The sequence below is a fragment of the Serratia sp. CY29653 genome (assembly GCF_052169255.1).
Lineage (GTDB): Bacteria > Pseudomonadota > Gammaproteobacteria > Enterobacterales > Enterobacteriaceae > Serratia > Serratia sarumanii.
Genome location: NZ_JBJNLC010000001.1, coordinates 2,525,742 through 2,545,971, shown reverse-complemented (window position 1 = coordinate 2,545,971; position 20,230 = coordinate 2,525,742). Strand labels below are relative to the sequence as shown.

General features: G+C 62.3%; 21 protein-coding genes and 1 tRNA gene. 13 read left to right on the top strand and 9 right to left on the bottom strand.

Annotated elements, in window-relative coordinates; all coding sequences use genetic code 11:
• Positions 1-5: 5 nt before the first annotated feature.
• The 4 genes from ACJ8HN_RS12325 to cfa all read left to right on the top strand — a co-directional run bounded on the left by ACJ8HN_RS12325 (position 6) and on the right by cfa (position 4,427).
• Positions 6-1,271: a DUF1116 domain-containing protein gene (locus tag ACJ8HN_RS12325; protein WP_015376903.1), complete on the top strand. Its 1,266-nt coding sequence runs from the start codon at positions 6-8 to the stop codon at positions 1,269-1,271.
• A gap of 16 nt (positions 1,272-1,287) precedes the next feature.
• The gene (locus ACJ8HN_RS12320) at positions 1,288-2,157 is read left to right on the top strand and encodes a DUF2877 domain-containing protein (protein WP_442523471.1); all 870 of its coding nucleotides are present in this window, start codon (positions 1,288-1,290) and stop codon (positions 2,155-2,157) included.
• A 21-nt stretch (positions 2,158-2,178) separates the two neighbouring features.
• Complete coding sequence (locus ACJ8HN_RS12315) at positions 2,179-3,081, top strand: carbamate kinase (protein WP_442523470.1); 903 nt, start codon at positions 2,179-2,181, stop codon at positions 3,079-3,081.
• A 194-nt stretch (positions 3,082-3,275) separates the two neighbouring features.
• A complete protein-coding gene (gene cfa, locus ACJ8HN_RS12310) occupies positions 3,276-4,427 on the top strand; it encodes a cyclopropane fatty acyl phospholipid synthase (RefSeq protein WP_033637384.1) in 1,152 nt (383 codons plus the stop codon).
• Positions 4,428-4,710: 283 nt separating this feature from the next.
• Here cfa and ACJ8HN_RS12305 read toward each other — a convergent pair whose 3' ends face one another.
• The 3 genes from ACJ8HN_RS12305 to tesA form a co-directional block, all read right to left on the bottom strand.
• Positions 4,711-5,565: a co-chaperone YbbN gene (locus ACJ8HN_RS12305; RefSeq protein ID WP_033647233.1), complete on the bottom strand. Its 855-nt coding sequence runs from the start codon at positions 5,563-5,565 to the stop codon at positions 4,711-4,713.
• Positions 5,566-5,642: 77 nt separating this feature from the next.
• Positions 5,643-6,419 carry an SDR family oxidoreductase gene (locus ACJ8HN_RS12300; protein WP_033637386.1) on the bottom strand — a complete coding sequence of 259 codons (777 nt, stop codon included), beginning with the start codon at positions 6,417-6,419 and terminating at the stop codon, positions 5,643-5,645.
• A 26-nt stretch (positions 6,420-6,445) separates the two neighbouring features.
• Positions 6,446-7,084 carry a multifunctional acyl-CoA thioesterase I/protease I/lysophospholipase L1 gene (gene tesA / locus ACJ8HN_RS12295; protein ID WP_160866764.1) on the bottom strand — a complete coding sequence of 213 codons (639 nt, stop codon included), beginning with the start codon at positions 7,082-7,084 and terminating at the stop codon, positions 6,446-6,448.
• Here tesA and ybbA point away from each other — a divergent pair.
• The 3 genes from ybbA to ACJ8HN_RS12280 all read left to right on the top strand — a co-directional run bounded on the left by ybbA (position 7,055) and on the right by ACJ8HN_RS12280 (position 11,331).
• Positions 7,055-7,741: a putative ABC transporter ATP-binding protein YbbA gene (gene ybbA, locus ACJ8HN_RS12290; protein WP_004940192.1), complete on the top strand. Its 687-nt coding sequence runs from the start codon at positions 7,055-7,057 to the stop codon at positions 7,739-7,741. The two genes, tesA and ybbA, sit on opposite strands and share 30 nt — an antisense overlap.
• Complete coding sequence (ybbP, locus tag ACJ8HN_RS12285) at positions 7,738-10,170, top strand: putative ABC transporter permease subunit YbbP (protein ID WP_442523468.1); 2,433 nt, start codon at positions 7,738-7,740, stop codon at positions 10,168-10,170. The genes ybbA and ybbP overlap by 4 nt, the downstream gene beginning before the upstream one ends.
• Before the next feature lie 204 nt (positions 10,171-10,374).
• Entirely contained in the window at positions 10,375-11,331 is a 957-nt protein-coding gene (locus ACJ8HN_RS12280) for a bifunctional helix-turn-helix transcriptional regulator/GNAT family N-acetyltransferase (RefSeq protein WP_126192521.1), read from the top strand.
• A 162-nt stretch (positions 11,332-11,493) separates the two neighbouring features.
• Here ACJ8HN_RS12280 and purK read toward each other — a convergent pair whose 3' ends face one another.
• The 4 genes from purK to ppiB all read right to left on the bottom strand — a co-directional run bounded on the left by purK (position 11,494) and on the right by ppiB (position 14,459).
• On the bottom strand, positions 11,494-12,561 hold the full coding sequence (gene purK / locus ACJ8HN_RS12275) for a 5-(carboxyamino)imidazole ribonucleotide synthase (RefSeq protein WP_126192522.1): 1,068 nt from the start codon (positions 12,559-12,561) through the stop codon (positions 11,494-11,496).
• The gene (purE, locus tag ACJ8HN_RS12270) at positions 12,558-13,082 is read right to left on the bottom strand and encodes a 5-(carboxyamino)imidazole ribonucleotide mutase (protein ID WP_033653219.1); all 525 of its coding nucleotides are present in this window, start codon (positions 13,080-13,082) and stop codon (positions 12,558-12,560) included. The genes purK and purE overlap by 4 nt, the downstream gene beginning before the upstream one ends.
• 149 nt (positions 13,083-13,231) lie before the next feature.
• On the bottom strand, positions 13,232-13,954 hold the full coding sequence (locus tag ACJ8HN_RS12265; protein ID WP_442523467.1) for a UDP-2,3-diacylglucosamine diphosphatase: 723 nt from the start codon (positions 13,952-13,954) through the stop codon (positions 13,232-13,234).
• Between the two features lie 10 nt (positions 13,955-13,964).
• Entirely contained in the window at positions 13,965-14,459 is a 495-nt protein-coding gene (gene ppiB, locus ACJ8HN_RS12260) for a peptidylprolyl isomerase B (RefSeq protein WP_004940183.1), read from the bottom strand.
• A gap of 308 nt (positions 14,460-14,767) precedes the next feature.
• Between ppiB and cysS the strand changes: the two genes are divergently transcribed.
• Entirely contained in the window at positions 14,768-16,153 is a 1,386-nt protein-coding gene (gene cysS, locus ACJ8HN_RS12255) for a cysteine--tRNA ligase (protein ID WP_033637393.1), read from the top strand.
• A gap of 61 nt (positions 16,154-16,214) precedes the next feature.
• Here cysS and ybcJ read toward each other — a convergent pair whose 3' ends face one another.
• Together ybcJ and folD are read right to left on the bottom strand one after the other, a co-directional pair.
• Positions 16,215-16,427 carry a ribosome-associated protein YbcJ gene (gene ybcJ / locus ACJ8HN_RS12250; protein WP_442523465.1) on the bottom strand — a complete coding sequence of 71 codons (213 nt, stop codon included), beginning with the start codon at positions 16,425-16,427 and terminating at the stop codon, positions 16,215-16,217.
• Between the two features lie 10 nt (positions 16,428-16,437).
• Positions 16,438-17,304, bottom strand: a complete 867-nt coding sequence (folD, locus tag ACJ8HN_RS12245; protein ID WP_033637396.1) for a bifunctional methylenetetrahydrofolate dehydrogenase/methenyltetrahydrofolate cyclohydrolase FolD — start codon at positions 17,302-17,304, stop codon at positions 16,438-16,440.
• A 205-nt stretch (positions 17,305-17,509) separates the two neighbouring features.
• Between folD and ACJ8HN_RS12240 the strand changes: the two genes are divergently transcribed.
• The 5 genes from ACJ8HN_RS12240 (at position 17,510) to ACJ8HN_RS12220 (ending at position 19,876) form a co-directional block, all read left to right on the top strand.
• Complete coding sequence (locus tag ACJ8HN_RS12240) at positions 17,510-17,719, top strand: hypothetical protein (protein WP_442523464.1); 210 nt, start codon at positions 17,510-17,512, stop codon at positions 17,717-17,719.
• A 413-nt stretch (positions 17,720-18,132) separates the two neighbouring features.
• A tRNA-Arg gene (locus tag ACJ8HN_RS12235) sits at positions 18,133-18,209 on the top strand.
• 132 nt (positions 18,210-18,341) lie between these two features.
• A complete protein-coding gene (locus ACJ8HN_RS12230) occupies positions 18,342-18,668 on the top strand; it encodes a gamma-glutamylcyclotransferase family protein (protein ID WP_033647222.1) in 327 nt (108 codons plus the stop codon).
• Between the two features lie 109 nt (positions 18,669-18,777).
• Positions 18,778-18,921 (top strand): hypothetical protein, encoded by a 144-nt coding sequence (locus ACJ8HN_RS12225; protein ID WP_162882640.1) that lies wholly within the window; start codon positions 18,778-18,780, stop codon positions 18,919-18,921.
• A 403-nt stretch (positions 18,922-19,324) separates the two neighbouring features.
• On the top strand, positions 19,325-19,876 hold the full coding sequence (locus ACJ8HN_RS12220; RefSeq protein WP_033653217.1) for a flavodoxin family protein: 552 nt from the start codon (positions 19,325-19,327) through the stop codon (positions 19,874-19,876).
• The last annotated feature ends 354 nt before the right edge of the window (positions 19,877-20,230 follow it).

Sequence of the window (20,230 nt, the reverse complement as noted above, 5' to 3'; positions counted from 1 at the left end):
CCGCTATGTACGCAACGATTGAGCAAGCAAACGCCGCCGTTATCGCCCGTATCCGCGAGGCGCGCCCGCACTGGCAGGATGTGGATCTGGCGCACCGTTTGATCCCGCAGCTGGCCGAAGGGCGCAAGCTGCTGCACGCCGGCCCGCCGGTCACCTGGCAAGAGATGAGCGGCCCGGTGCGCGGCGCCTGCATCGGCGCCTGCCTGTTCGAAGGCTGGGCGCAGGATGAGCAGCAGGCGCTGGCGCTGCTGGAGCAGGGGGAAATCGAATTCATCCCGTGCCACAGCGTGAGCGCGGTGGGGCCGATGGGCGGCATCACCTCGGCCCACATGCCGATGGTAGTGGTCAGGAACACCGTTCACGGCAACTACGCCTACTGCAACATGAACGAAGGCATCGGCAAGGTGATGCGCTTCGGCGCCTACGGCGAGGACGTGCAGCAGCGCCTGCGCTGGATGCGCGACTCGCTGGCCCCGGTGTTGAAAGCGGTACTGGCGACGCTGGAGGAGGGGATCGATCTGACCGCGCTGATGGCGCAGGCGATCAGCATGGGGGACGAATTCCACCAGCGCAATATCGCGGCCTCGGCGCTGCTGATGCGCAGGCTGGCGCCGGAGATTAGCCTGCTGCCGCGCGATAAGGCGGAGCTGGCGCAGGTGATGCAGTTCCTCAGCATCACCGATCAGTTCTTCCTCAATCTGGCGATGGCCTACTGCAAGGCGGCGATGGACGCCGGGGCGGAGATTGAGCAGGGCACCATCGTCACGGTAATGACCCGCAACGGCAAGAACTTCGGTATCAAGATCAGCGGGATGGGCGATCGTTGGTTCACCGCCCCCGTCAATACGCCGGAAGGGCTGTTCTTCTCCGGCTTCAGCCAGGCGGACGCCAACCCGGACATCGGCGACAGCGCGATCACCGAAACTTTCGGCATTGGCGGCGCGGCGATGGTCGCGGCACCGGGCGTGACGCGCTTCGTCGGGGCTTCCGGCGGCATGAGCGCCGCCACCGACATCTCCGAGGAAATGGCGGAGATCTACCTCGAGCGCAACATGATGCTGCAGATCCCGACCTGGGACTTCCAGGGCGCCTGCCTGGGGCTGGATGCGCGCCGGGTGGTGGAAACCGGCATCACGCCACTGATCAACACCGGCATCGCCCACCGCGAAGCCGGGGTCGGGCAAATTGGCGCCGGCACGGTGCGCGCGCCGCTCGGCTGCTTCGAGAAAGCGATCGAAGCGCTGGCCGATAAGCTCGGCATCACGGCGTAAGCGAACGGAGGGGCGTATGGACATTATCGCGTTGGCCGGCAGCCGCCATGCGACGCAAGACTACGGCGCGCTGCGCTGCGTCGGCAGCTTCAACAACGCGATCAATTTCCTGACGGAACGCGCGCGGCTGCTGACGCTGCACCGCGCCGGCAGCGGCCTGAGCCCGATGGGGTGGCAGCTCAGCGCGCGGGATTTCGATCGCGTGCGGCGTGCGGTGCCGTCTGTACGACGCTGCGCCTTCTCCGCCGCAGGCATCACGTTGGATGCGCTCCTGGTGCGGCCCGCCGCCGCGGCGCGGGATCTGGCGCTGACATCGCGCGCGGCCATTGCCGATCGGCCGCTGACGGCGGTATTGCAGCGCTGCACGGCGCAGTGCGGGTTACACGGCGAGCTGGGCCGATTGGTGAAGCGGCCGTTAACGCCGGAGCCGGCCGCGCTGGTGCGGGATTTCTCCCGTTGGCTGCGGGGCGGCACGGTCGACTGGCGCCAGGCGCTGGGCAAGGGGCCGGGGCTGACGCCGAGCAACGACGACACCTTGCTCGGCCTGCTGCTGAGCGCGCACCTCGACAGCCGCATTCAGGTCGCCGGGCTGGCGCCGTTTTTCGCCCAGACGCCACCGCTGGACGCGCTGACCACGCTGGTGAGCGCGCACTACCTGCGTTACGCCGAGCAGGGCGTGTTCGCCACGCCGCTGCAGGCGTTGGCGCTGGGGCTGCGGGCGCCTGAAGAGGTATCGGCGGCGGTGGAAGCGGTGCTGAGCCTGGGGCACTTTTCGGGAGCGGACACGCTGCTGGGCGTGTGGCTGGGGGTGACGACGATTAACGCACTGTGCGGCGCGCGGTGTGAACACGAGGGCCGGATCGCGGATCCGGCCGGGACGGTATGATTTCAACTACGGGTGCAAACCATGAAAACCTTGGTCATTGCGTTGGGCGGCAACGCCCTGTTGCAGCGCGGAGCCGTGCTCTCTGCGGAGAATCAGTATAAGAGCATCGCCCTCATCGCCGACGCCATCGGCAAGCTGGCGCAGAAATACCGCATCGCCATCGTGCACGGCAACGGGCCGCAGGTGGGGCTGCTGGCGTTGCAGAACCTGGCGTACCGCGACGTGCCGCCCTATCCGCTGGATATTCTGGTGGCCGAAAGCCAGGGCATGATCGGCTATATGCTGGCGCAGCAGTTGAGCGCCAGCCATCCGCAGCAGCCGGTGTCCACGCTGCTGACGCGGGTGCTGGTGGATGCGCAGGATGCGGATTACCAGGCGCCGAGCAAGTTCATCGGGCCGGTGTATGCGCCGGAACAGCGGCAGGCGCTGGAGGCCAAATACGGCTGGACGCTGAAGGCGGACGGCAACTACATCCGCCGGGTGGTGCCTTCGCCGGCGCCGCAAAAGATCCTCGACATCGAGGCGATCACGCTGCTGCTGGCGCAGCGGCACATCGTGATCTGCAACGGCGGCGGCGGCATCCCGATGATCGCCGGCGAGCGTGGGCTGACGGGCAGCGAAGCGGTGATCGACAAAGATCTGGCGGCGGCGCTGTTGGCGGAGCAGGTAGGAGCCGATCATCTGGTGATCCTCACCGACGCCGACGCGGTGTACCAAGAGTGGGGCACGCCGCGCCAGCGCGCCATTCGGCGCGCCACCACGCAGGAGCTGGCGCCGATGGCGGTGGCGGACGGCGCCATGGGGCCGAAGATCATGGCGGTCAGCCGCTTCGTCGATCGCACCGGGCGGACGGCGCATATCGGTGGCCTGCAGGATATCGACGCGGTGCTGGCGGGCCAGGCCGGCACCTCTATTTTGCCTTAGCCGCCGTCGGTTTATCCGCGCCCGCGCTGGCGCGGATAAGTATGCCTAAATGGCATGATTTCAATAATTTTTATTCATTTCATGATGTTGCTCGCCTTGGCTAGAGTAAAAACACCCCGGTATTTACCGTCAAAAATTTGTCATTTTTATTTGCGACTATGCTTTTTGAAATGACATTTCGGCCAAGGATTGTTATGGATTCGCTCAGTGTTGATGAACTCGCCCAGAAGAAGGATCGCTGGTATCGCATTGTGGAGGAGATGTTGGCGGAAGCCGGCGTCGCCATCAACGGCCCGCGCGCCTGGGATATCCGGGTGCACAACCCGGCGCTGTTCAAACGCATTTTGCAGGAAGGCTCGCTCGGTTTCGGCGAAGGCTATATGGACGGCTGGTGGGAGTGCGAACGGCTGGATATGCTGTTCACCCGCATTCTGCAGGCCGGCGTCGATGAGCGGCTGCCGAAAAGCCTGAGCGACATCGCGCGCATCGCCTATGCCCGGCTGTTCAACCGCCAATCGCGCAAGCGCGCCTGGCAGGTGGGCAAAGAGCACTACGACATTGGCAACGACCTGTTCCGGGCGATGCTCGATCCCTACATGCAATACTCCTGCGGTTACTGGAAAGAGGCGCAGACGCTCGAGCAGGCGCAGCAGGCCAAGCTGCGGATGATCTGCGAGAAACTGCAGCTGAAACCGGGCATGACGCTGCTGGATATCGGCTGCGGCTGGGGCGGGCTGGCGCAGTTTGCGGCGCAAAACTACGGCGTCTCGGTGCACGGCGTGACCATTTCGGCCGAGCAGCAGAAGCTGGCGCAGGCACGCTGCGCCGGGCTGGACGTCGAGATCTTGCTGCAGGATTACCGCGATCTGGATCGCCAGTTCGATCGCATCGTGTCGGTCGGCATGTTCGAGCACGTCGGGCCGAAAAACTACGAGACCTATTTCAGCGTCGCGGCGCGCAACCTGAAGCCCGACGGCCTGTTCCTGCTGCACACTATCGGTTCCAATCAGACCGATCTCAACGTCGACGCCTGGATAGACAAATACATCTTCCCCAACGGCTGCCTGCCTTCGGTGCGGCATATCGCCGAGGCCAGCGAAGGGCGTTTCGTGATGGAGGATTGGCACAACTTTGGCGCCGATTACGATCGCACGCTGATGGCCTGGCTGGAGAACTTCAAACGGGCGTGGCCAGAGTTGGCCGGCGGCTATTCCGAGCGCTTCGAACGCATGTTCACTTATTACCTGAACGCCTGCGCCGGCGCGTTCCGTTCGCGCAACATTCAGCTGTGGCAGGTGTTGTTCAGCCCGGCGGGCGTGGAGGGCGGGGTGCGGGTCTATCGCTGATATCCCCGTCATATTTCAAGCTGCATCTGTGTTGGCTGCGTTTGCGCGCCCCGGTCGCTTACTTGAGTAAGTTCCCGGGGACTTACAAACTTGCCGCCTTGATGCAACTCGAACTATTTAGGGGATACCCTTCAATATTTACTTTGGGACAACACATATACCCAATGGATTTCCAGTTGCGTCTAGGCGGCAAACGTGAGAAACCCCAGGAGCTTAGATAACTAAGTGACTGGGGTTCGAACGTGCAGCCAACAACGATGCGGCTGGAAAGACGAAGGGTATATCAGTACAGCAGGGAGTACAGCTGGCGGCGATACTTAGCGGCCAGCGCGTCGCCGGTGCCGAGCGCGGCCAGAATGTCCATCAGGGTCTTGCGCGCGTTGCCGTTGGCGGCGGCCAGATCTTTCTTCAGATGCCCCATCAGCAGTTCCAGCGCTTCTTCGTTACGCCCGACCTGATGCAGCTGCAGCGCCAGCTGCACCGCCAGCTCGACGTTGCCCGGCTGCTGCTGCACCTGCTGTTGCAGCTGTTGGATTTCCGGCGTGTCCGCCGCCTGCTTCAGCAGTTCAATCTGCGCCACCAGGCCCTGATAGCGGGTATCGCGATCCTGCAGCGGGATGGTCGCCAGCACCGCTTCGGCGTCTTCGCTGCGGCTGAGCGCGATCTGAGTTTCGGCCAGGGTCAGGCCGATGTCGCTGCGCTGTTGGCTGCTCTGCCAGGCGTCTTTCAGCAGCGGCAGCGCTTCGGCAGCGTTGCCGGCGGCCAGCAGTTCCTGCGCCTGCGCCAGTTTCAGATCTTCTTCCTTCGGCAGGAAACGCTGCAGCAAGTCGCGGATCGCTTCTTCCGGCTGCGGGCCCTGGAAGCCGTCGACCGGCTGACCGTCTTTGAACAGGTAGACGGTCGGAATGGAGCGCAGCCCGAATTGGGAGGCGATCATCTGTTCGGCGTCGCAGTCCACCTTGGCCAGAATGAACTGGCCGGCGTATTCCGCCGCCAGTTTGTCGAGCACCGGCGTGAGCTGCAGGCAGTGTTGGCTGCGCTCGGACCAGAAGTAGAACAGCACCGGAATGGACATCGACTGTTCCAGCGTCTGGTGCAGGTTAGTTTCGTTAATATCAACAACAGCTTGAGCTAGCATCTTTTTTCTCTCTGATCGTGCGGAGCCATGGGGTGTAGATGGGGGCGCGCCGCCATTCTTCAACCCCGGCGGGCGAATTAAGCGTTGCTGCGCAGCAGCCAATCCAGACAGCGGCCCGGTAGAATGCGGCGCAGCACGCTCATCGCGTGCGCCAGCAGGGTCACCGGGTAGCGCAGTTTGGCGCGCGGGCTTTCCAGCGCGTGGCGCAGCTTGGGCAGAATGGCCTCCGGCGGCAGCGTCAGGCGCTTGGCGATGCCGGGGTTATGCACCGGCTTGTCGCTCTGCGTCTGATTGACGTTCTGGCTAAAGTGGGTGGAAATCGGCCCCGGTTCGATCAGGCTGACCTGAATGCCGCTGCCGTGCAGCTCCATGCGCAGCGCGTCCGACCAGGCTTCCAGCGCGAATTTGCTGGCGGCGTAGGCGCCGCGCCCGGCGCTGGAGACCAGGCCCATCACCGAGCTGGTCTGGATAATGCGCCCTTCGCCGTGCGGCAACATCGCCGGCAGCAGCAACTGGGTCAACTGGTGGGTGCCGAACAGGTTGGTGGCGAACTGCCGCTCCAGCTGGCTGCGCGAGATGCCGCTGAGCGGGCCGTAAACGCCGAAGCCGCCGTTGTTGAACAGGCCATACAGGCGGCCGCCGGTCAGCGCGATCACCTCGGCGGCGGCGCGCTCGACGCTGGCGCTGTCGTCCAGATCCAGCTCGATGCCTTCCAGCCCGAGCTGGCGCATGTTTTCCACGTCCTGCGGCTTGCGGCAGGCGGCCAGCACCCGGTAGCCGCGGTTGCGCAGATCCTGCGCCGCAATCAATCCAATTCCGCTGGAGCAGCCGGTTATCAATACTGCTTTTTGCATAACTTTACCTAGTGTACGACCCTAATTTAGTTAGACTCATGTTTTACTAGCGGTTCCAGGCGCTCCGCCATCCAGGTGGCGATAAACGGCTGGGCGTCCCCATTGGGGTGCAATCCGTCATCCTGCATCCATTCCGGCTTCACCACCACCTGTTCCATATAGAACGGCAGCAGCGGAATGTTGAACTGCCTGGCCAGCGCCGGGTAGACGGCGCTGAACGCTTCGGTATAGCGGCGGCCGTAGTTCGGCGGGATGCGGATCTGCATCAGCAGCGGCTGTGCGCCGGCCTGCTGCACCCGCGTGATGATCTGGCCGAGATCGCGCTGCATGTCCGGCGCCGGGAAACCGCGCAGGCCGTCGTTGGCGCCCAGCTCGATCAGCACCCAGCGTGGCTGATGCTGTTTCAGCAGCGCGGGCAGACGCGCCAGCCCCTGTGCGGCGGTGTCGCCGCTGATGCTGGCGTTGACCAGCTGCGGCGCGCCCGGTTTTTTCTGCCACTGTTCGGCCAACAGCGTCGGCCAGGCCCGCTCGATCGGCAGGCGGTAGCCGGCGCTTAAACTGTCGCCCAAAATCAACAAGGTATCGGCGGCGACAGCGCGTAAACTGAATAATCCCAACAGCAAAAGGAAGGGAAGATGCCAGCGGAAAACGTTCTTGAAGTTCATCATCTTAGTAAACACGTTGGTCAGGGTGAGCATCAGCTCACCATCCTTACCGGAGTCGAGCTGCTTGTCAAACCCGCGCAGACGATCGCCCTGATCGGCGAATCCGGATCGGGAAAATCGACCCTGCTGGGCATTTTGGCCGGGCTGGATGACGGCAGCGAGGGCGAGGTGCGCCTGCTCGGCGAGTCGCTGACCGCGCTGGACGAAGAAGGCCGCGCCGCGCTGCGCGCCAGGAACGTCGGCTTCGTGTTTCAGTCGTTCATGCTGGTGCCGACGCTGAACGCGCTGGAAAACGTGCAACTGCCGGCGCTGCTGCGCGGCGAGAGCGACAGGCAGAGCCGCGAGCAGGCGGTGCAGCTGCTGGAACAGCTGGGATTGGGCAAACGGCTCGATCACCTGCCGGCGCAGCTGTCCGGCGGCGAGCAGCAGCGTGTGGCGCTGGCGCGCGCCTTCAGCGGCCGGCCGCGGGTGCTGTTCGCCGATGAACCGACCGGCAACCTCGATCGCCAGACCGGCGATCGCATCGCCGACCTGTTGTTCTCTCTCAACCGCGATTTTGACACCACCCTGATCCTGGTGACCCATGACGAAACCCTGGCGGCGCGCTGCCAGCGGCGGCTGCGGCTGCGCGAAGGCAAGCTGTGGGAGGAAGCATGATCTGGCGCTGGTTCTGGCGCGAATGGCGCTCGCCGTCGCTGCTGATCGTTTGGCTGGCGTTGACGCTCTCCGTGGCCTGCGTGCTGGCGCTGGGCAGCATCAGCGATCGCATGGACAAAGGGCTCAGCCAGCAGAGCCGCGATTTTATCGCCGGCGATCGGGTGCTGCGCAGTGCGCATCCGGTGCCGGAAGGCTGGCTGCTGGACGCGCAGCAGCAGGGGCTGACGCTGAGCCGCCAGCTGTCGTTCACCACCATGACCTATGCCGGCGACCGGCCGCAGCTGGCGGACGTGAAAGCCACCGATCTGGCCTATCCGCTGTATGGCAAGCTGGAAACGCGCCCGGCCAACATCAAGCCCGAACCGGGCAGCGTGCTGGTGGCGCCGCGTCTGCTGGCGCTGCTGAACGTGAAAGTGGGGGATTCGCTCGAGGTGGGCGACACCACGCTGCGCATCGCCGGTGAAATCATTCAGGAGCCGGACGCCGGCTTCAACCCGTTCCAGACCGCGCCGCGCATCATGATCAACCTGGCGGACGTCGATAAGACCGGCGCGGTGCAGCCGGGCAGTCGCCTGACCTACCGCTACATGTTCGCCGGCGCCGAGCCGGATATTCAGCGTTACGAGGAGCGGCTGACGCCGCAGTTGACGCCGGATCAGCGCTGGTTCGGGCTGCAGGAGTCCGGCAGCGCGCTCGGCAAGTCGCTGCAGCGATCCCAACAGTTCTTGCTGCTGTCGGCCCTGCTGACGCTGCTGTTGTCGATCGCCGCCGTGGCGGTGGCGATGAGCCACTATTGTCGCAGCCGCTACGATCTGATCGCGGTGCTGAAAACCCTTGGCGCCGGGCGCGGCGCGCTGCGTAAGCTGATCGTCGGCCAGTGGCTGGCGGTGATGGCGCTGGCGGCGGTGTGTGGCGGGGCGATCGGGCTGGCGTTCGAAGCGCTGTTGATTCGCCTGCTGAAGCCGGTGTTGCCGGCCGCATTGCCCGCCGCCGGCGCCTGGCCGTGGCTGTGGGCGCTCGGCGCGCTGGTGCTGATTTCGCTGCTGGTCGGGCTGCGGCCGTACCGTCAGCTGCTGGCCACCCAACCGCTGCGGGTGCTGCGCCGCGACGTAGTGGCCAACGTCTGGCCGCTGCGCTACTTCCTGCCGGTGACGGCGGCGATCGTGGTGGCGCTGCTGGTGACGCTGATGGGGGCCAGCACGCTGCTGTGGGCGATCTTGGCGGGCATGGCGGTGCTGGCGCTGCTGCTGGGCGGCATCGGCTGGGGCAGCCTGCAGCTGCTGCGCCGCATCACGCTCAAGAGCCTGGCGCTGCGGCTGGCGGTCAACCGCCTGCTGCATCAGCCGTGGGTGACCATCAGCCAGCTGGCGGCGTTCTCGCTGTCGTTTATGCTGCTGGCGCTGTTGCTGGTGCTGCGCGGCGATTTGCTCGACCGCTGGCAGCAACAGCTGCCGCCGGACAGCCCGAACTATTTCCTGCTCAACATGACCGAGGCGCAGGTGCCGCAGGTGAAAACCTTCCTGCAGCAGCACCAGATCAAGCCGGAAACCTATTATCCGATCGTCCGGGTGCGCCTGACCGAGATAAACCAGCAGGTGGCGACCGAGCGGGTGCATGAAGACGATCCGGGCGGCGAGGCGGTGAACCGCGAGCTGAACCTGACCTGGTTGGCCGATCTGCCGGATCACAATCCGCTGGTGGCGGGCAATTGGCCGCCGAAAACCGGCGAGGTTTCGATGGATGAAGGCATTGCCGGGCGGCTGAAGATCAAGTTGGGCGACACGCTGACATTCAGCGGCGATACCCAGGCGTTCAGCGCCAAGGTCACCAGCCTGCGCCAGGTGGATTGGGAAAGCCTGAAGCCGAACTTTTACTTTATCTTCCCGCCGGGCGGGCTGGACGGCCAGCCGCAGACCTGGCTTACCAGCTTCCGCTACGACGGCGACGGTCAGATGCTGACCCAGCTCAACCGCCAGTTCCCGACGCTCAGCCTGATGGACATCGGCGCGATCCTGAAACAGGTCGGCGGCGTGCTGCAGCAGGTCAGTCGCGCGCTGGAGGTGATGGTGGTGCTGGTGGTGCTGTGCGGCGGCCTGCTGCTGCTGGCACAGGTGCAGGTCGGCATGCGTCAGCGCCGCCAGGAGCTGGTGGTGTATCGCACGCTGGGCGCCGGCAAACGGCTGCTGCGCCGCACGCTGTGGTGCGAGTTCGCCCTGCTGGGGCTGGTGGCGGGCATCGCGGCGGCGGTGGGCGCCGAGGCGGCGCTGTGGCTGCTGCAGAGCCGGGTGTTCGACTTCCCGTGGACGCCGACGCCGGTGCTGTGGTGGGCGTTGCCGCTGGCCAGCGCGCTGCTGCTGTCGCTGTGCGGCGGCTGGCTGGGCGTGCACCTGCTGCGCGGCCGGGCGCTGTTCCGCAGTTATGATGGCTGAGGTAAAGCAAGATTAGGGGCAGCTCTCGGGCTGCCGCAATCTTGCCAAAACCCAGGCTGTTCAATTGCAAAGGGCGTGGCGCTGCCTTGGTTGTTAGCGCTTACGATGGCTGATTGAGCTTTAAAGTAAGTTGTATAAAGCAACTATATGGTTGTATATTGCAACTGCTTGGTCGTTCATCGGCTCTCTGCGAGATACATAAACATGAATGAAGACTCTCTGATAGAAACGATACGTACGGCTTCCCGAACCATAGTGCGGGAATTAGGATTCATGCGTACGACGTTGGCAGGCACTGAATTTTCCCCATCCGCTGTACATGCGCTTCTTGAAATCGAACGGCAGGAAATGATGACCGCCGCTCAGCTGGTACTGGTACTCGGTCTGGATAAATCCAGCGTCAGTCGGATGGTCGGTAAACTGATGCGGGCAGGATTGCTGATTGAAACCGCCGGAGAAGATGACACCCGTTTGAAACCACTCTGTCTTTCAGCAACCGGCAGACAGACGGTGGCCAGGATCCACGCCTATGGGCGGCAACAGGTTACGACGGCGCTGGCGCATCTGCACCCATTGCAGCAACAAACCGTTGCTCAGGGACTGAGCGCCTATGCCGGTGCTCTGCAAACGCACCGTCTTGCCACCGGACAAACTTTGCAGACGCCTTTCACCATTCGTTCCGGTTATCAGACAGGTATGATTGGTCGAATCACTGAAATGCATGCCGAGTTTTACTCCCGCCACGCCGGTTTCGGGGCGTTCTTCGAGAGTCAGGTGGCTGCAGGCCTCGCGGAATTCACCGGCCGTCTGGACCAGCCAGGTAATCAGATTTGGCTGGCCATGCTCAATGACCGTATCGTGGGATCGGTGGCCATTGATGGGCAGGCTTTGGGGCAGAACGCTGCCCATCTGCGTTGGTTCATACTGGATGAAGGATGCCGTGGAAGCGGCGTAGGGCGCCAACTGCTCAGTAACGCGATGGCTTTCTGCGATCGCTTGGGTTTTTCGGCCGTTCATCTCTGGACGTTCAAGGGACTGGATGCCGCACGTCGGCTGTATGAATCTTTTGGCTTTGAGCTGATGCAGGAAGAAATCGGCAATCAATGGGGAACGATTGTCACTGAACAGAAATTTACCCGTTCTTGTCGCCCGGGGAATTAGTGTTCTGAAAACAAAGCGCGGCTGTAAAACACAAAGAAAGGATAGCGGACATGAAAGGCCCGGTGCCGGTATCGCGGAATGGGCACATCAATCTCAGGAAGATGAAAAGGGGCACCTGAATGAACAGGGGCCCTTTTGCTTTCTGCTGCTGCGGCAGCAGCCTTAGACCAGCTTCTGCTGCGCCCAGGCCAGCCCGCTTTGGTATTCGCCCGGCAGCAGCGGCGCCAGCGCCTGCAGCGCCTGGCGCAGATCGGCGGCGCTCGGGTCGTTCAGATTGAGATGGCCGACCTTGCGGCCCGGGCGCACCTCTTTCTCATACCAGTGCAGATGCACCAGCGGCAGCGACAGCCACTGTTCGTTGACGGCGGTGCCGATCAGGTTGACCATCACCGACGGCGTGCTCACCACCGGCTGCGGCAGCGGCAGGCCGAGAATGGCGCGCAGGTGCAGCTCGAACTGGCTGATGGACGCGCCGTTTTGCGTCCAGTGGCCGCTGTTGTGCACGCGCGGCGCCAGCTCGTTGATCAGCAGCCGATCGCCGACGATAAAGCACTCCATCGCCATCACGCCGACGTAGTTCAGCTCGTTCAGGATCGCCGCCAGCATCTGCTCGGCCTGTTGCTGCAGCGCCGGGTTGGGCTGCGGCAGCGCCACGCTGGTGCGCAGGATGCCGTCTTCATGCAGGTTGTGGGTCAGCGGGTAGAATACCGAACGGCCGTCGTGGCCGCGCGCGCCCACCAGCGACACTTCGCCGGAGAAATTGATGCCTTGCTCGACGATGCACTCGCCATAGGCGTCGGCCGGCAGTTCGGCTTCCTGCCCCGGGCGCAAGCGCCACTGGCCGCGGCCGTCATAGCCACCGACCCGGCGTTTGACGATCGCCAGCTCGCCCAGCGAAGCGAATACCTGCGGCCATTCGGCGGCGCTCGCCAGCAGCTGCCACGGCGCGGTCGCCAGGCCGAGCTGATCGAGCAGCTGTTTTTGCGTCAGGCGATCCGCCAGGCGCGGGAAAATGTCGCGGTTGACGAAGGCGCTGTGGGTCGCCAGCTCGCGCGTCAGCGCGGTTTCCGGCCAGCGTTCGATCTCGGCGGTAATGACGCTATTCTGATACGGCACCGCTTCGGGCTCGGCATCGATGCCGACAGGGTAAACGGCGATGCCCAGCGGTTCGCCTGCCTGGCGCAGCATGCGCCCCAGCTGGCCATTGCCCAGTACGCAAACCGGCTTCATGCATCCTCCCGCGGATCGGGGTGGTTCAAGACGTCTTCGGTCTGCGCCTGACGCCAATCCGCCAAACGCTGCGCCAGCGCGGCGTCGTGCAGCGCCAGGATCTGCATCGCCAACAGCCCGGCGTTGGCGGCGCCGGCTTTGCCGATCGCCAGCGTGCCCACCGGAATGCCGCGCGGCATCTGCACGATGGAGTACAGGCTGTCTACGCCGCTCAGCGCGGCGCTTTGCACCGGCACACCCAGCACCGGCACCAGGGTTTTCGCCGCCAGCATGCCCGGCAGGTGCGCCGCACCGCCGGCGCCGGCGATGATCACGTCAAAACCGTTGGCGGTAGCCTGCTCGGCGAAGCTGAACAGCTTGTCCGGCGTGCGGTGGGCGGAAACGACTTCGACATGGAAGGGGACATCGAGCTGGGTCAGGACTTCGGCGGCGAACTGCATGGTGGCCCAGTCACTTTTCGATCCCATTACAATTGCGATTTTCGCCCCGGTAGTGGCGGCTGAAGCGGCGTTGGCTCCCATGGGTGTAAGGCTCCTGTGATTTGTCTGGCGTCGGCTGAGGGCCGAATGAGGGCGTAGAGCATACCATGAGCGCACGGCGAGGAAAACGGTTGCGTCGCCGGTTTTCACCGTCGAAAGCGCGAATTTTCACTCGCGCGCCAGTCCGGAATTCAGAATGGGAATTGGATCAGCTCGACGGCGTCGGCGCTGACTTTGATCATCGATCCTTCGACGTGCCAGGCCCCCAGCACCGCGCGATGGGCTTCGCCGTTGCTCAACGCCAGCCGGTGCACCGCCGGGCGATGGGTATGGCCGTGGATCATCCAGTGCACGTCGTGGCGCAGCATGGTTTGCTCGACCGCCTGCGGGTTGACGTCCATGATGGCTTCCGACTTGTCCTGGTTGGATTGCCGGCTGCGGGCGCGCATTTTGGCGGCGATCTTCAATCGCCAGCGCAGCGGCAGCGCCAGGAACAATTTTTGAATCAGCGGGTTGTGCACTTTACGGCGGAATTGCTGATAGGCGTGATCGTCGGTGCACAGGGTGTCGCCGTGCAGGATCAGGATCCTGCGGCCGTACAGCTCCAGCACTTTCTCTTCCGGCAGCAGCTGCATGCCGCTGGCGCGGGCGAAGCGCTTGCCGAGCAGAAAATCGCGGTTGCCGTGGATGAAGTAGCAGGGCACGCCGGCCTGTTGCAGCGCTTTCAGCGCCGCGGCGATCTCCGCGTGCAGCGGCTCGGGATCGTCGTCGCCGATCCAGGCTTCAAACAGGTCGCCAAGGATGTACAGCGCGTCGGCGTGCACCGCTTCGCGCCGTAAAAAACGCAGAAAACCGGCAGTGATTGCCGGTTCCTGTGCGCACAAGTGCAGATCTGCGATGAACAGCGTACTCATGCAGCCGCGATTACTCGCTGACGGTCACGCTGTTGATCACCACGTCTTCTACCGGTACGTCCTGGTGCATGCCGCTGCGGCCGGTTTTCACGCCTTTGATCTTGTTGACCACGTCCATGCCTTCAACCACTTCAGCAAACACGCAGTAGCCCCAGCCCTGCACGTTTTCGCCGCGGAAGTTCAGGAAGTCGTTGTCAGCCACGTTGATGAAGAACTGTGCGGTGGCGGAGTGCGGATCGTTGGTGCGCGCCATTGCCAGGGTGCCGATGGTGTTTTTCAGACCGTTGTTGGCTTCGTTCTTGATGGTCGCGTTGGTCGCTTTCTGGTTCATGCCCGGCTCGAAACCGCCGCCCTGGATCATGAAGCCGTTGATCACACGGTGGAAGATGGTGTTGTCGTAGAAACCGGCGCGGCAGTAGTTCAGGAAGTTTTCAACGGTAACCGGCGCTTTGTCAGCAAAGGTCTTGATAACGATATCGCCGTGATTGGTGTGGAAAGTAACCATAGTTTTAATCCTAACAAGGTGAAGTGAGACGTCACGTAAAGCGAGTGAACATTCAGACCGCCCTTATAACATATCCGCCCCAGCGAGTCAGCAGCGGCTCAACCGCGCACTGTCTGTGGTAATCGTATTTGTGTTATATTATAACAATTGCGCCGGCCGCCGAATTTCGCGCATTTTATTCGCGTGAAATCAGCAAAGCATGGCCTTAACCTTGCAATAGATCAGGCTTCAGGTTTCAATACGCTACCGGGCGGCAACCTGAAGCCCGGTTATCTTTTTTGTTATCACGCACACCACGGAATCTCCCGATGCTAAAGATTTTTAATACCCTGAGTCGTCAAAAAGAGGAATTCAAACCCATTCATGCCGGGAAAGTGGGCATGTACGTGTGCGGGGTAACCATCTATGACCTGTGTCACATCGGGCACGGTCGTACCTTTGTCGCTTTCGACGTGGTGGCGCGTTACCTGCGCTACCTCGGCTATTCGCTGAACTACGTGCGCAACGTCACCGACGTGGACGACAAAATCATCCGCCGCGCGGCGGAAAATCATGAGACCTGCGACCAACTGACCGAACGCATGCTGGCGGAAATGCACGCCGACTTCGACGCGCTGCTGATCGATCGCCCGGATCAAGAGCCGCGCGCGACTCAGCACATCGCCGAGATCATCGAGATCACCCAGCGCCTGATCGATCGCGATCACGCCTACGTGGCCAGCAACGGCGACGTGATGTTCTCCATCGACAGCGATCCGCAATACGGGCTGCTGTCACGTCAGGATCTGGATCAGCTGCAGGCCGGCGCGCGCGTGGAGATCGACGACGTGAAGCGCAACCCGATGGACTTCGTGCTGTGGAAGATGTCCAAGCCGGGCGAGCCGAGCTGGCAGTCGCCGTGGGGGCCGGGCCGTCCGGGCTGGCACATCGAATGCTCCGCCATGAACTGCAAACAGCTGGGCACCCACTTCGACATTCACGGCGGCGGTTCCGATCTGATGTTCCCGCACCACGAGAACGAGATCGCACAGTCGAGCTGCGCCCACGACGGCCCGTACGTCAATTACTGGATGCACTCCGGCATGGTGATGATAGACAAAGAGAAGATGTCCAAATCGCTGGATAACTTCTTCACCATCCGCGACGTGCTCGGCCATTACGATGCGGAGACGGTGCGTTACTTCCTGATGTCCGGCCACTATCGCAGCCAGCTGAACTACAGCGAAGAGAACCTCAAACAGGCGCGCACCGCGCTGGAGCGCCTCTATACCGCGCTGCGCGGCACCGACGCCGACGCCGCGCCGGCCGGCGGCGAAGCGTTCGAAGCCCGCTTCCGCGAAGCGATGGACGACGACTTCAACACCCCGGAAGCCTACTCGGCGCTGTTTGATCTGGCGCGCGAGGTTAACCGCCTCAAGGGTGAAGACATGGCGGCGGCTAACGGCATGGCGGCGGAACTGCGCAAGCTGGCTAAGGTGCTCGGCCTGCTGCAGCAGGAACCGGAGCAGTTCCTGCAAGGAGGCGCTCAGGTTGATGACGGCGAAGTGGCGGAGATCGAAGCGCTGATCAAACAGCGTAACGAAGCGCGCGCCGCGAAGGATTGGGCGCTGGCGGATGCCGCCCGCGATCGGTTGAACGAGATGAACATCGTGCTGGAAGACGGCCCGCAGGGCACCACCTGGCGCCGTAAGTAAGCCGGCCGCAGGGAAAAACAAAAAAGGCGCTGAATTCAGCGCCTTTTTCTATGGCTGCGGGTCAGGGTTTAACCATGACCTTGCCGCCGTTGAACTCCACCACCTGATCGGCGACGATCTTGCAGCGCTTGCGGGTTTCGACCTTGCCGTCGACTTTCACCTGCCCTTCAGCGATGATTTCTTTGGCGGCGCCGCCGCTTTCACACCAGCCCTGAAACTTCAGCAGATCGCACAGTTCGACGTGGGGATGATTGTCCAGATTGAAAATTTCCATACTGCCTTACTTATTTAGGTTGAACGTCGTGATATTCCTCGCAGGCCTGCAAGGTATTTTGGATCAGTGTAGCAACGGTCATCGGGCCAACGCCACCCGGCACCGGGGTGATGTAGGCGGCGCGCTCGCTGGCGGCGTCGAAATCGACGTCGCCCACCACTTTACCGCTTTCCAAGCGGTTGATGCCGACGTCCACCACGATGGCGCCCGGTTTGATCCAGTCGCCCGGAATGAAGCCCGGTTTGCCAACTGCTACTACCAGCAGATCGGCGTTCTCGACGTGATGACGCAGATTCTTGGTGAAGCGGTGGGTGACGGTGGTGGTGCAGCCGGCCAGCAGCAGCTCCATGCTCATCGGGCGGCCGACGATGTTGGAGGCGCCGACCACCACGGCGTTCAGGCCGTAGGTATCGATGTTATAACGCTCCAGCAGGGTGACGATGCCGCGCGGCGTGCACGGGCGCAGTTTGGGGGCGCGCTGGCACAGGCGGCCGACGTTGTACGGGTGGAAGCCGTCGACGTCTTTGTCCGGGTGGATGCGTTCCAGCACCTTGACGTTATCGATGCCGGCCGGCAGCGGCAGTTGCACCAGAATGCCGTCGATTTCCTGATCGGCGTTCAACTGGTCGATCAACGCCAGCAGCTCGGCTTCACTGGTGGCAGCGGGCAGGTCGTAGGAGCGGGAAAGGAAGCCGACTTCATCGCAGGCGCGGCGCTTGCTGGCGACGTAAATTTGCGAAGCCGGGTTCTCGCCGACCAGCACAACCGCCAGCCCTGGGGCGCGTTTGCCGGCCGCCAGACGTTGTTTCACTTGCTCAGCCACTTCGTTTCTAACCTGCTGCGCAATCGTTTTACCATCAATAATCTTTGCTGACATCAGTGTGGAAATCCATCAATTAAGAAAAGCGGGGATGCCGCTATTCTGGCAGAAGCTGAGCGCGCTGTCAGGCGCAGAATCACCCTCGCGGCCGTTGCCGACGCCGATTTACGCTTTTTTTATGCCGGCCTCAGGATCCTCTACGCCATTTTTACCGGCACTTGGATACGCTGGGGCGGTTCACAGGGCGAAAGAGGGCAGGATCATGAGGGCGATAACCCGGCTTTACCCGTTGCATCATCAGCCTGATCAGCAACCGGCGAAGCCTAAGCACGTTGGCGAGACGGTGTTCGATTCTTCGCTGCATCCGGCGGACAGCGCGCAACTCACCGCGCTGCATCGGCTCGGCAAGCATGAAGGAGCGCCGCCGTGGCGGGCGCGCCTGAGTGCGCTGTGGCGGAAGCTGTGCGCATGAACGGCAGCGCATGGGCAGGGTGCGCGCTATTGCTGGCTTGGGCGCCGTGGAGCCAGGCTTCTTTAAACAGCGCACGCCCCGACGCAACACTGGGGGAAAGGGGGGAGATGACCTGCAACGCGCGGGTGGTTGAGCATGCCGATTGGGGGGACATCGCCGCAGTGGTGCAGTCCGCCCGCCTTTGCCTGCGGCGGGGCGGTGGGCGGCAAGGGGCTGAGCGTGCGCCGATTTACGTAGGCTTTGGTCTGGCTCAGCATGGCGGCGCCCGGTTGACGGGAACCCTCGCCGCGCGGGCGCTGGCGGAAAAAACGCCATAAAGCACGGCCGCCGCCGTAACGCCATGAAAAGGCATTGACTCGCTAACCTCTGACCGTATAATCCCAACCCGCAGCCGCAGGTTGCCGCATCTCAATGCGCCCTTAGCTCAGTTGGATAGAGCAACGGCCTTCTAAGCCGTAGGTCATAGGTTCGAATCCTATAGGGCGTGCCATTACTCCCTTGATTTTCTTCCCCCTACTTGTTCCCTTGAAAACTCGACTGCGCTACCCGTACTCCCGTTGGCTCGCCGCTGAACGTCATGCTATGTTCATGCGTTAACTTTCAGTGAGTAGTAGAGAGAAAAATGCAAAGCTTATTCGTTTACGGCACCCTGGGGCCGGGCAGGCCCAACGCGCACATTATGGAAGCCATCGGCGGCAGCTGGGAAGAAGGCAGCGTTGGCGGCTCGCTGCTTAACGAAGGCTGGGGCGCCGAGATGGGCTACCCGGGCATCGTGCTGGATAACAGTGGCAATCGGGTGAACGGGTTTCTGTTCCGTTCAGCTAACCTCGTCAACCACTGGCCGACTCTCGATGCGTTTGAAGGTGAGGGTTATGAACGAGTGGCGGTCAGCGTCACCACCGCCGGCGGCGAAACCGTCGATTCGTTTATCTACATGCTGAAGAAATGATATGAAGCCGCCTCGCCGAATGAGTGCGAGGCGCTTGACCCGCCGGCAATTGAACCTTCGTTTATTTTGCCGCGCTACAATAGGCGAAAATTTCTCCACGGAGCCTATCGTGCGCAAATCCAGATTCCTGCTTGTGACCTTGCTGTGCCTGTGCGCCGCCGCCGTGCTGTACGTCATGGCTTACCGGGCGTTGGGGCATTACCTCAGCGACGGCGAGCAAGCCTACCCGGATATCACTGTTGAAATCCGCTGAGGGCCGTTCGTCGCCGGGGGGGCAATACCGGCACCTTCAAGAGCGGCGGCTTGAGTCGCGCCTGTTCGTGGTGCGTTGAGAAAAATGTCATATTTCCCATTCGGCGTTACATCTGGCCGAGCAAACTTACGCGGGGATGACAGTTCTATACATTGGGATTGGTACTGTAGCTCTACCCGATGATGTTGTGTGTTATCCATTCCCTGTAGTGTATTACCCCATCCCTGTTAAGTTTATCCCGCCTTGCGCGGGATTTTTTTTATCTGCGCATGCCTGGCGGAGGAACGCGATTTTTTTGAATAACACCGTCAGTTTTATTTGGTATTCAGCCGCTGCGCGCTTGATTAGATTGAACGCGAGAGGGGCGCCGTCGGCGCCTTTGTGCAATGAGTGGAGAATTTCTATGGCGAAGACAGTAGTGGTGTTTCATTCCGGCTACGGCCATACCGAGCGTTTGGCGAAAGTCGTGGCGGAAGGCGCCGGGGCCGAACTGATCGCCATCGATCAGAACGGCGATATCAGCGACGAAGCCTGGCAGACGCTGGATGAGGCGGACGCCATCATCTTTGGTTCGCCGACCTATATGGGCGGCCCGTCGTGGCAGTTCAAGAAATTCGCCGACGCCAGCTCCAAGGCCTGGTTCGGCCGCAAGTGGCAGGACAAAGTGTTCGGCGGCTTTACCAACAGCGCCAGCCTGAACGGCGACAAGCAGGTAACGCTGATCGCGCTGCAGACGCTGGCTTCACAACATGGCGGCCTGTGGGTCAGCCTGGGGCTGATGCCGGCCAACACCAAATCGGCGCAGCGCACCGACGTCAATAACCTGGGCGGTTCGGTGGGGCTGCTGGTGCAGACCCCGGCGGATGCCGGCGTGGATGAGATGCTGTCGGGCGATCTGGCGACCGCCAAGCTCTATGGCCAGCGCGTAGCGGGCTTTGCCGCCAAACTGGCGTAAGCCCTTCCGTGCAGAGAGGGCGGCGGTGCGGTTGAGCGGACGCCGCGTTCATTTTCTCTGCACAATTGGCGTGTAAGCTGCGAAATGTTATTAGCCTGCTTGGGCTAACACTGCATTTCGTACAAATATTCCCGGTTCCTAGGCCGGGTTTTTTGTTGCTAAGGTCTGCTTAAGCTTGCACCGCTATACTGCGCGGCAGCACGGGCATGCAAGGCATGGCCGTGTTGTAACTGTCGATTTGCTGTTGTTCAGGCAAGCCCGCGCTATGCGGGCTTTTTTGGGGTTGTTATTGCACGGGCGGCCCAGTTGCAGGAAAATAATCGCGCAGTTATTCAAACAGCATTCAACGACCAA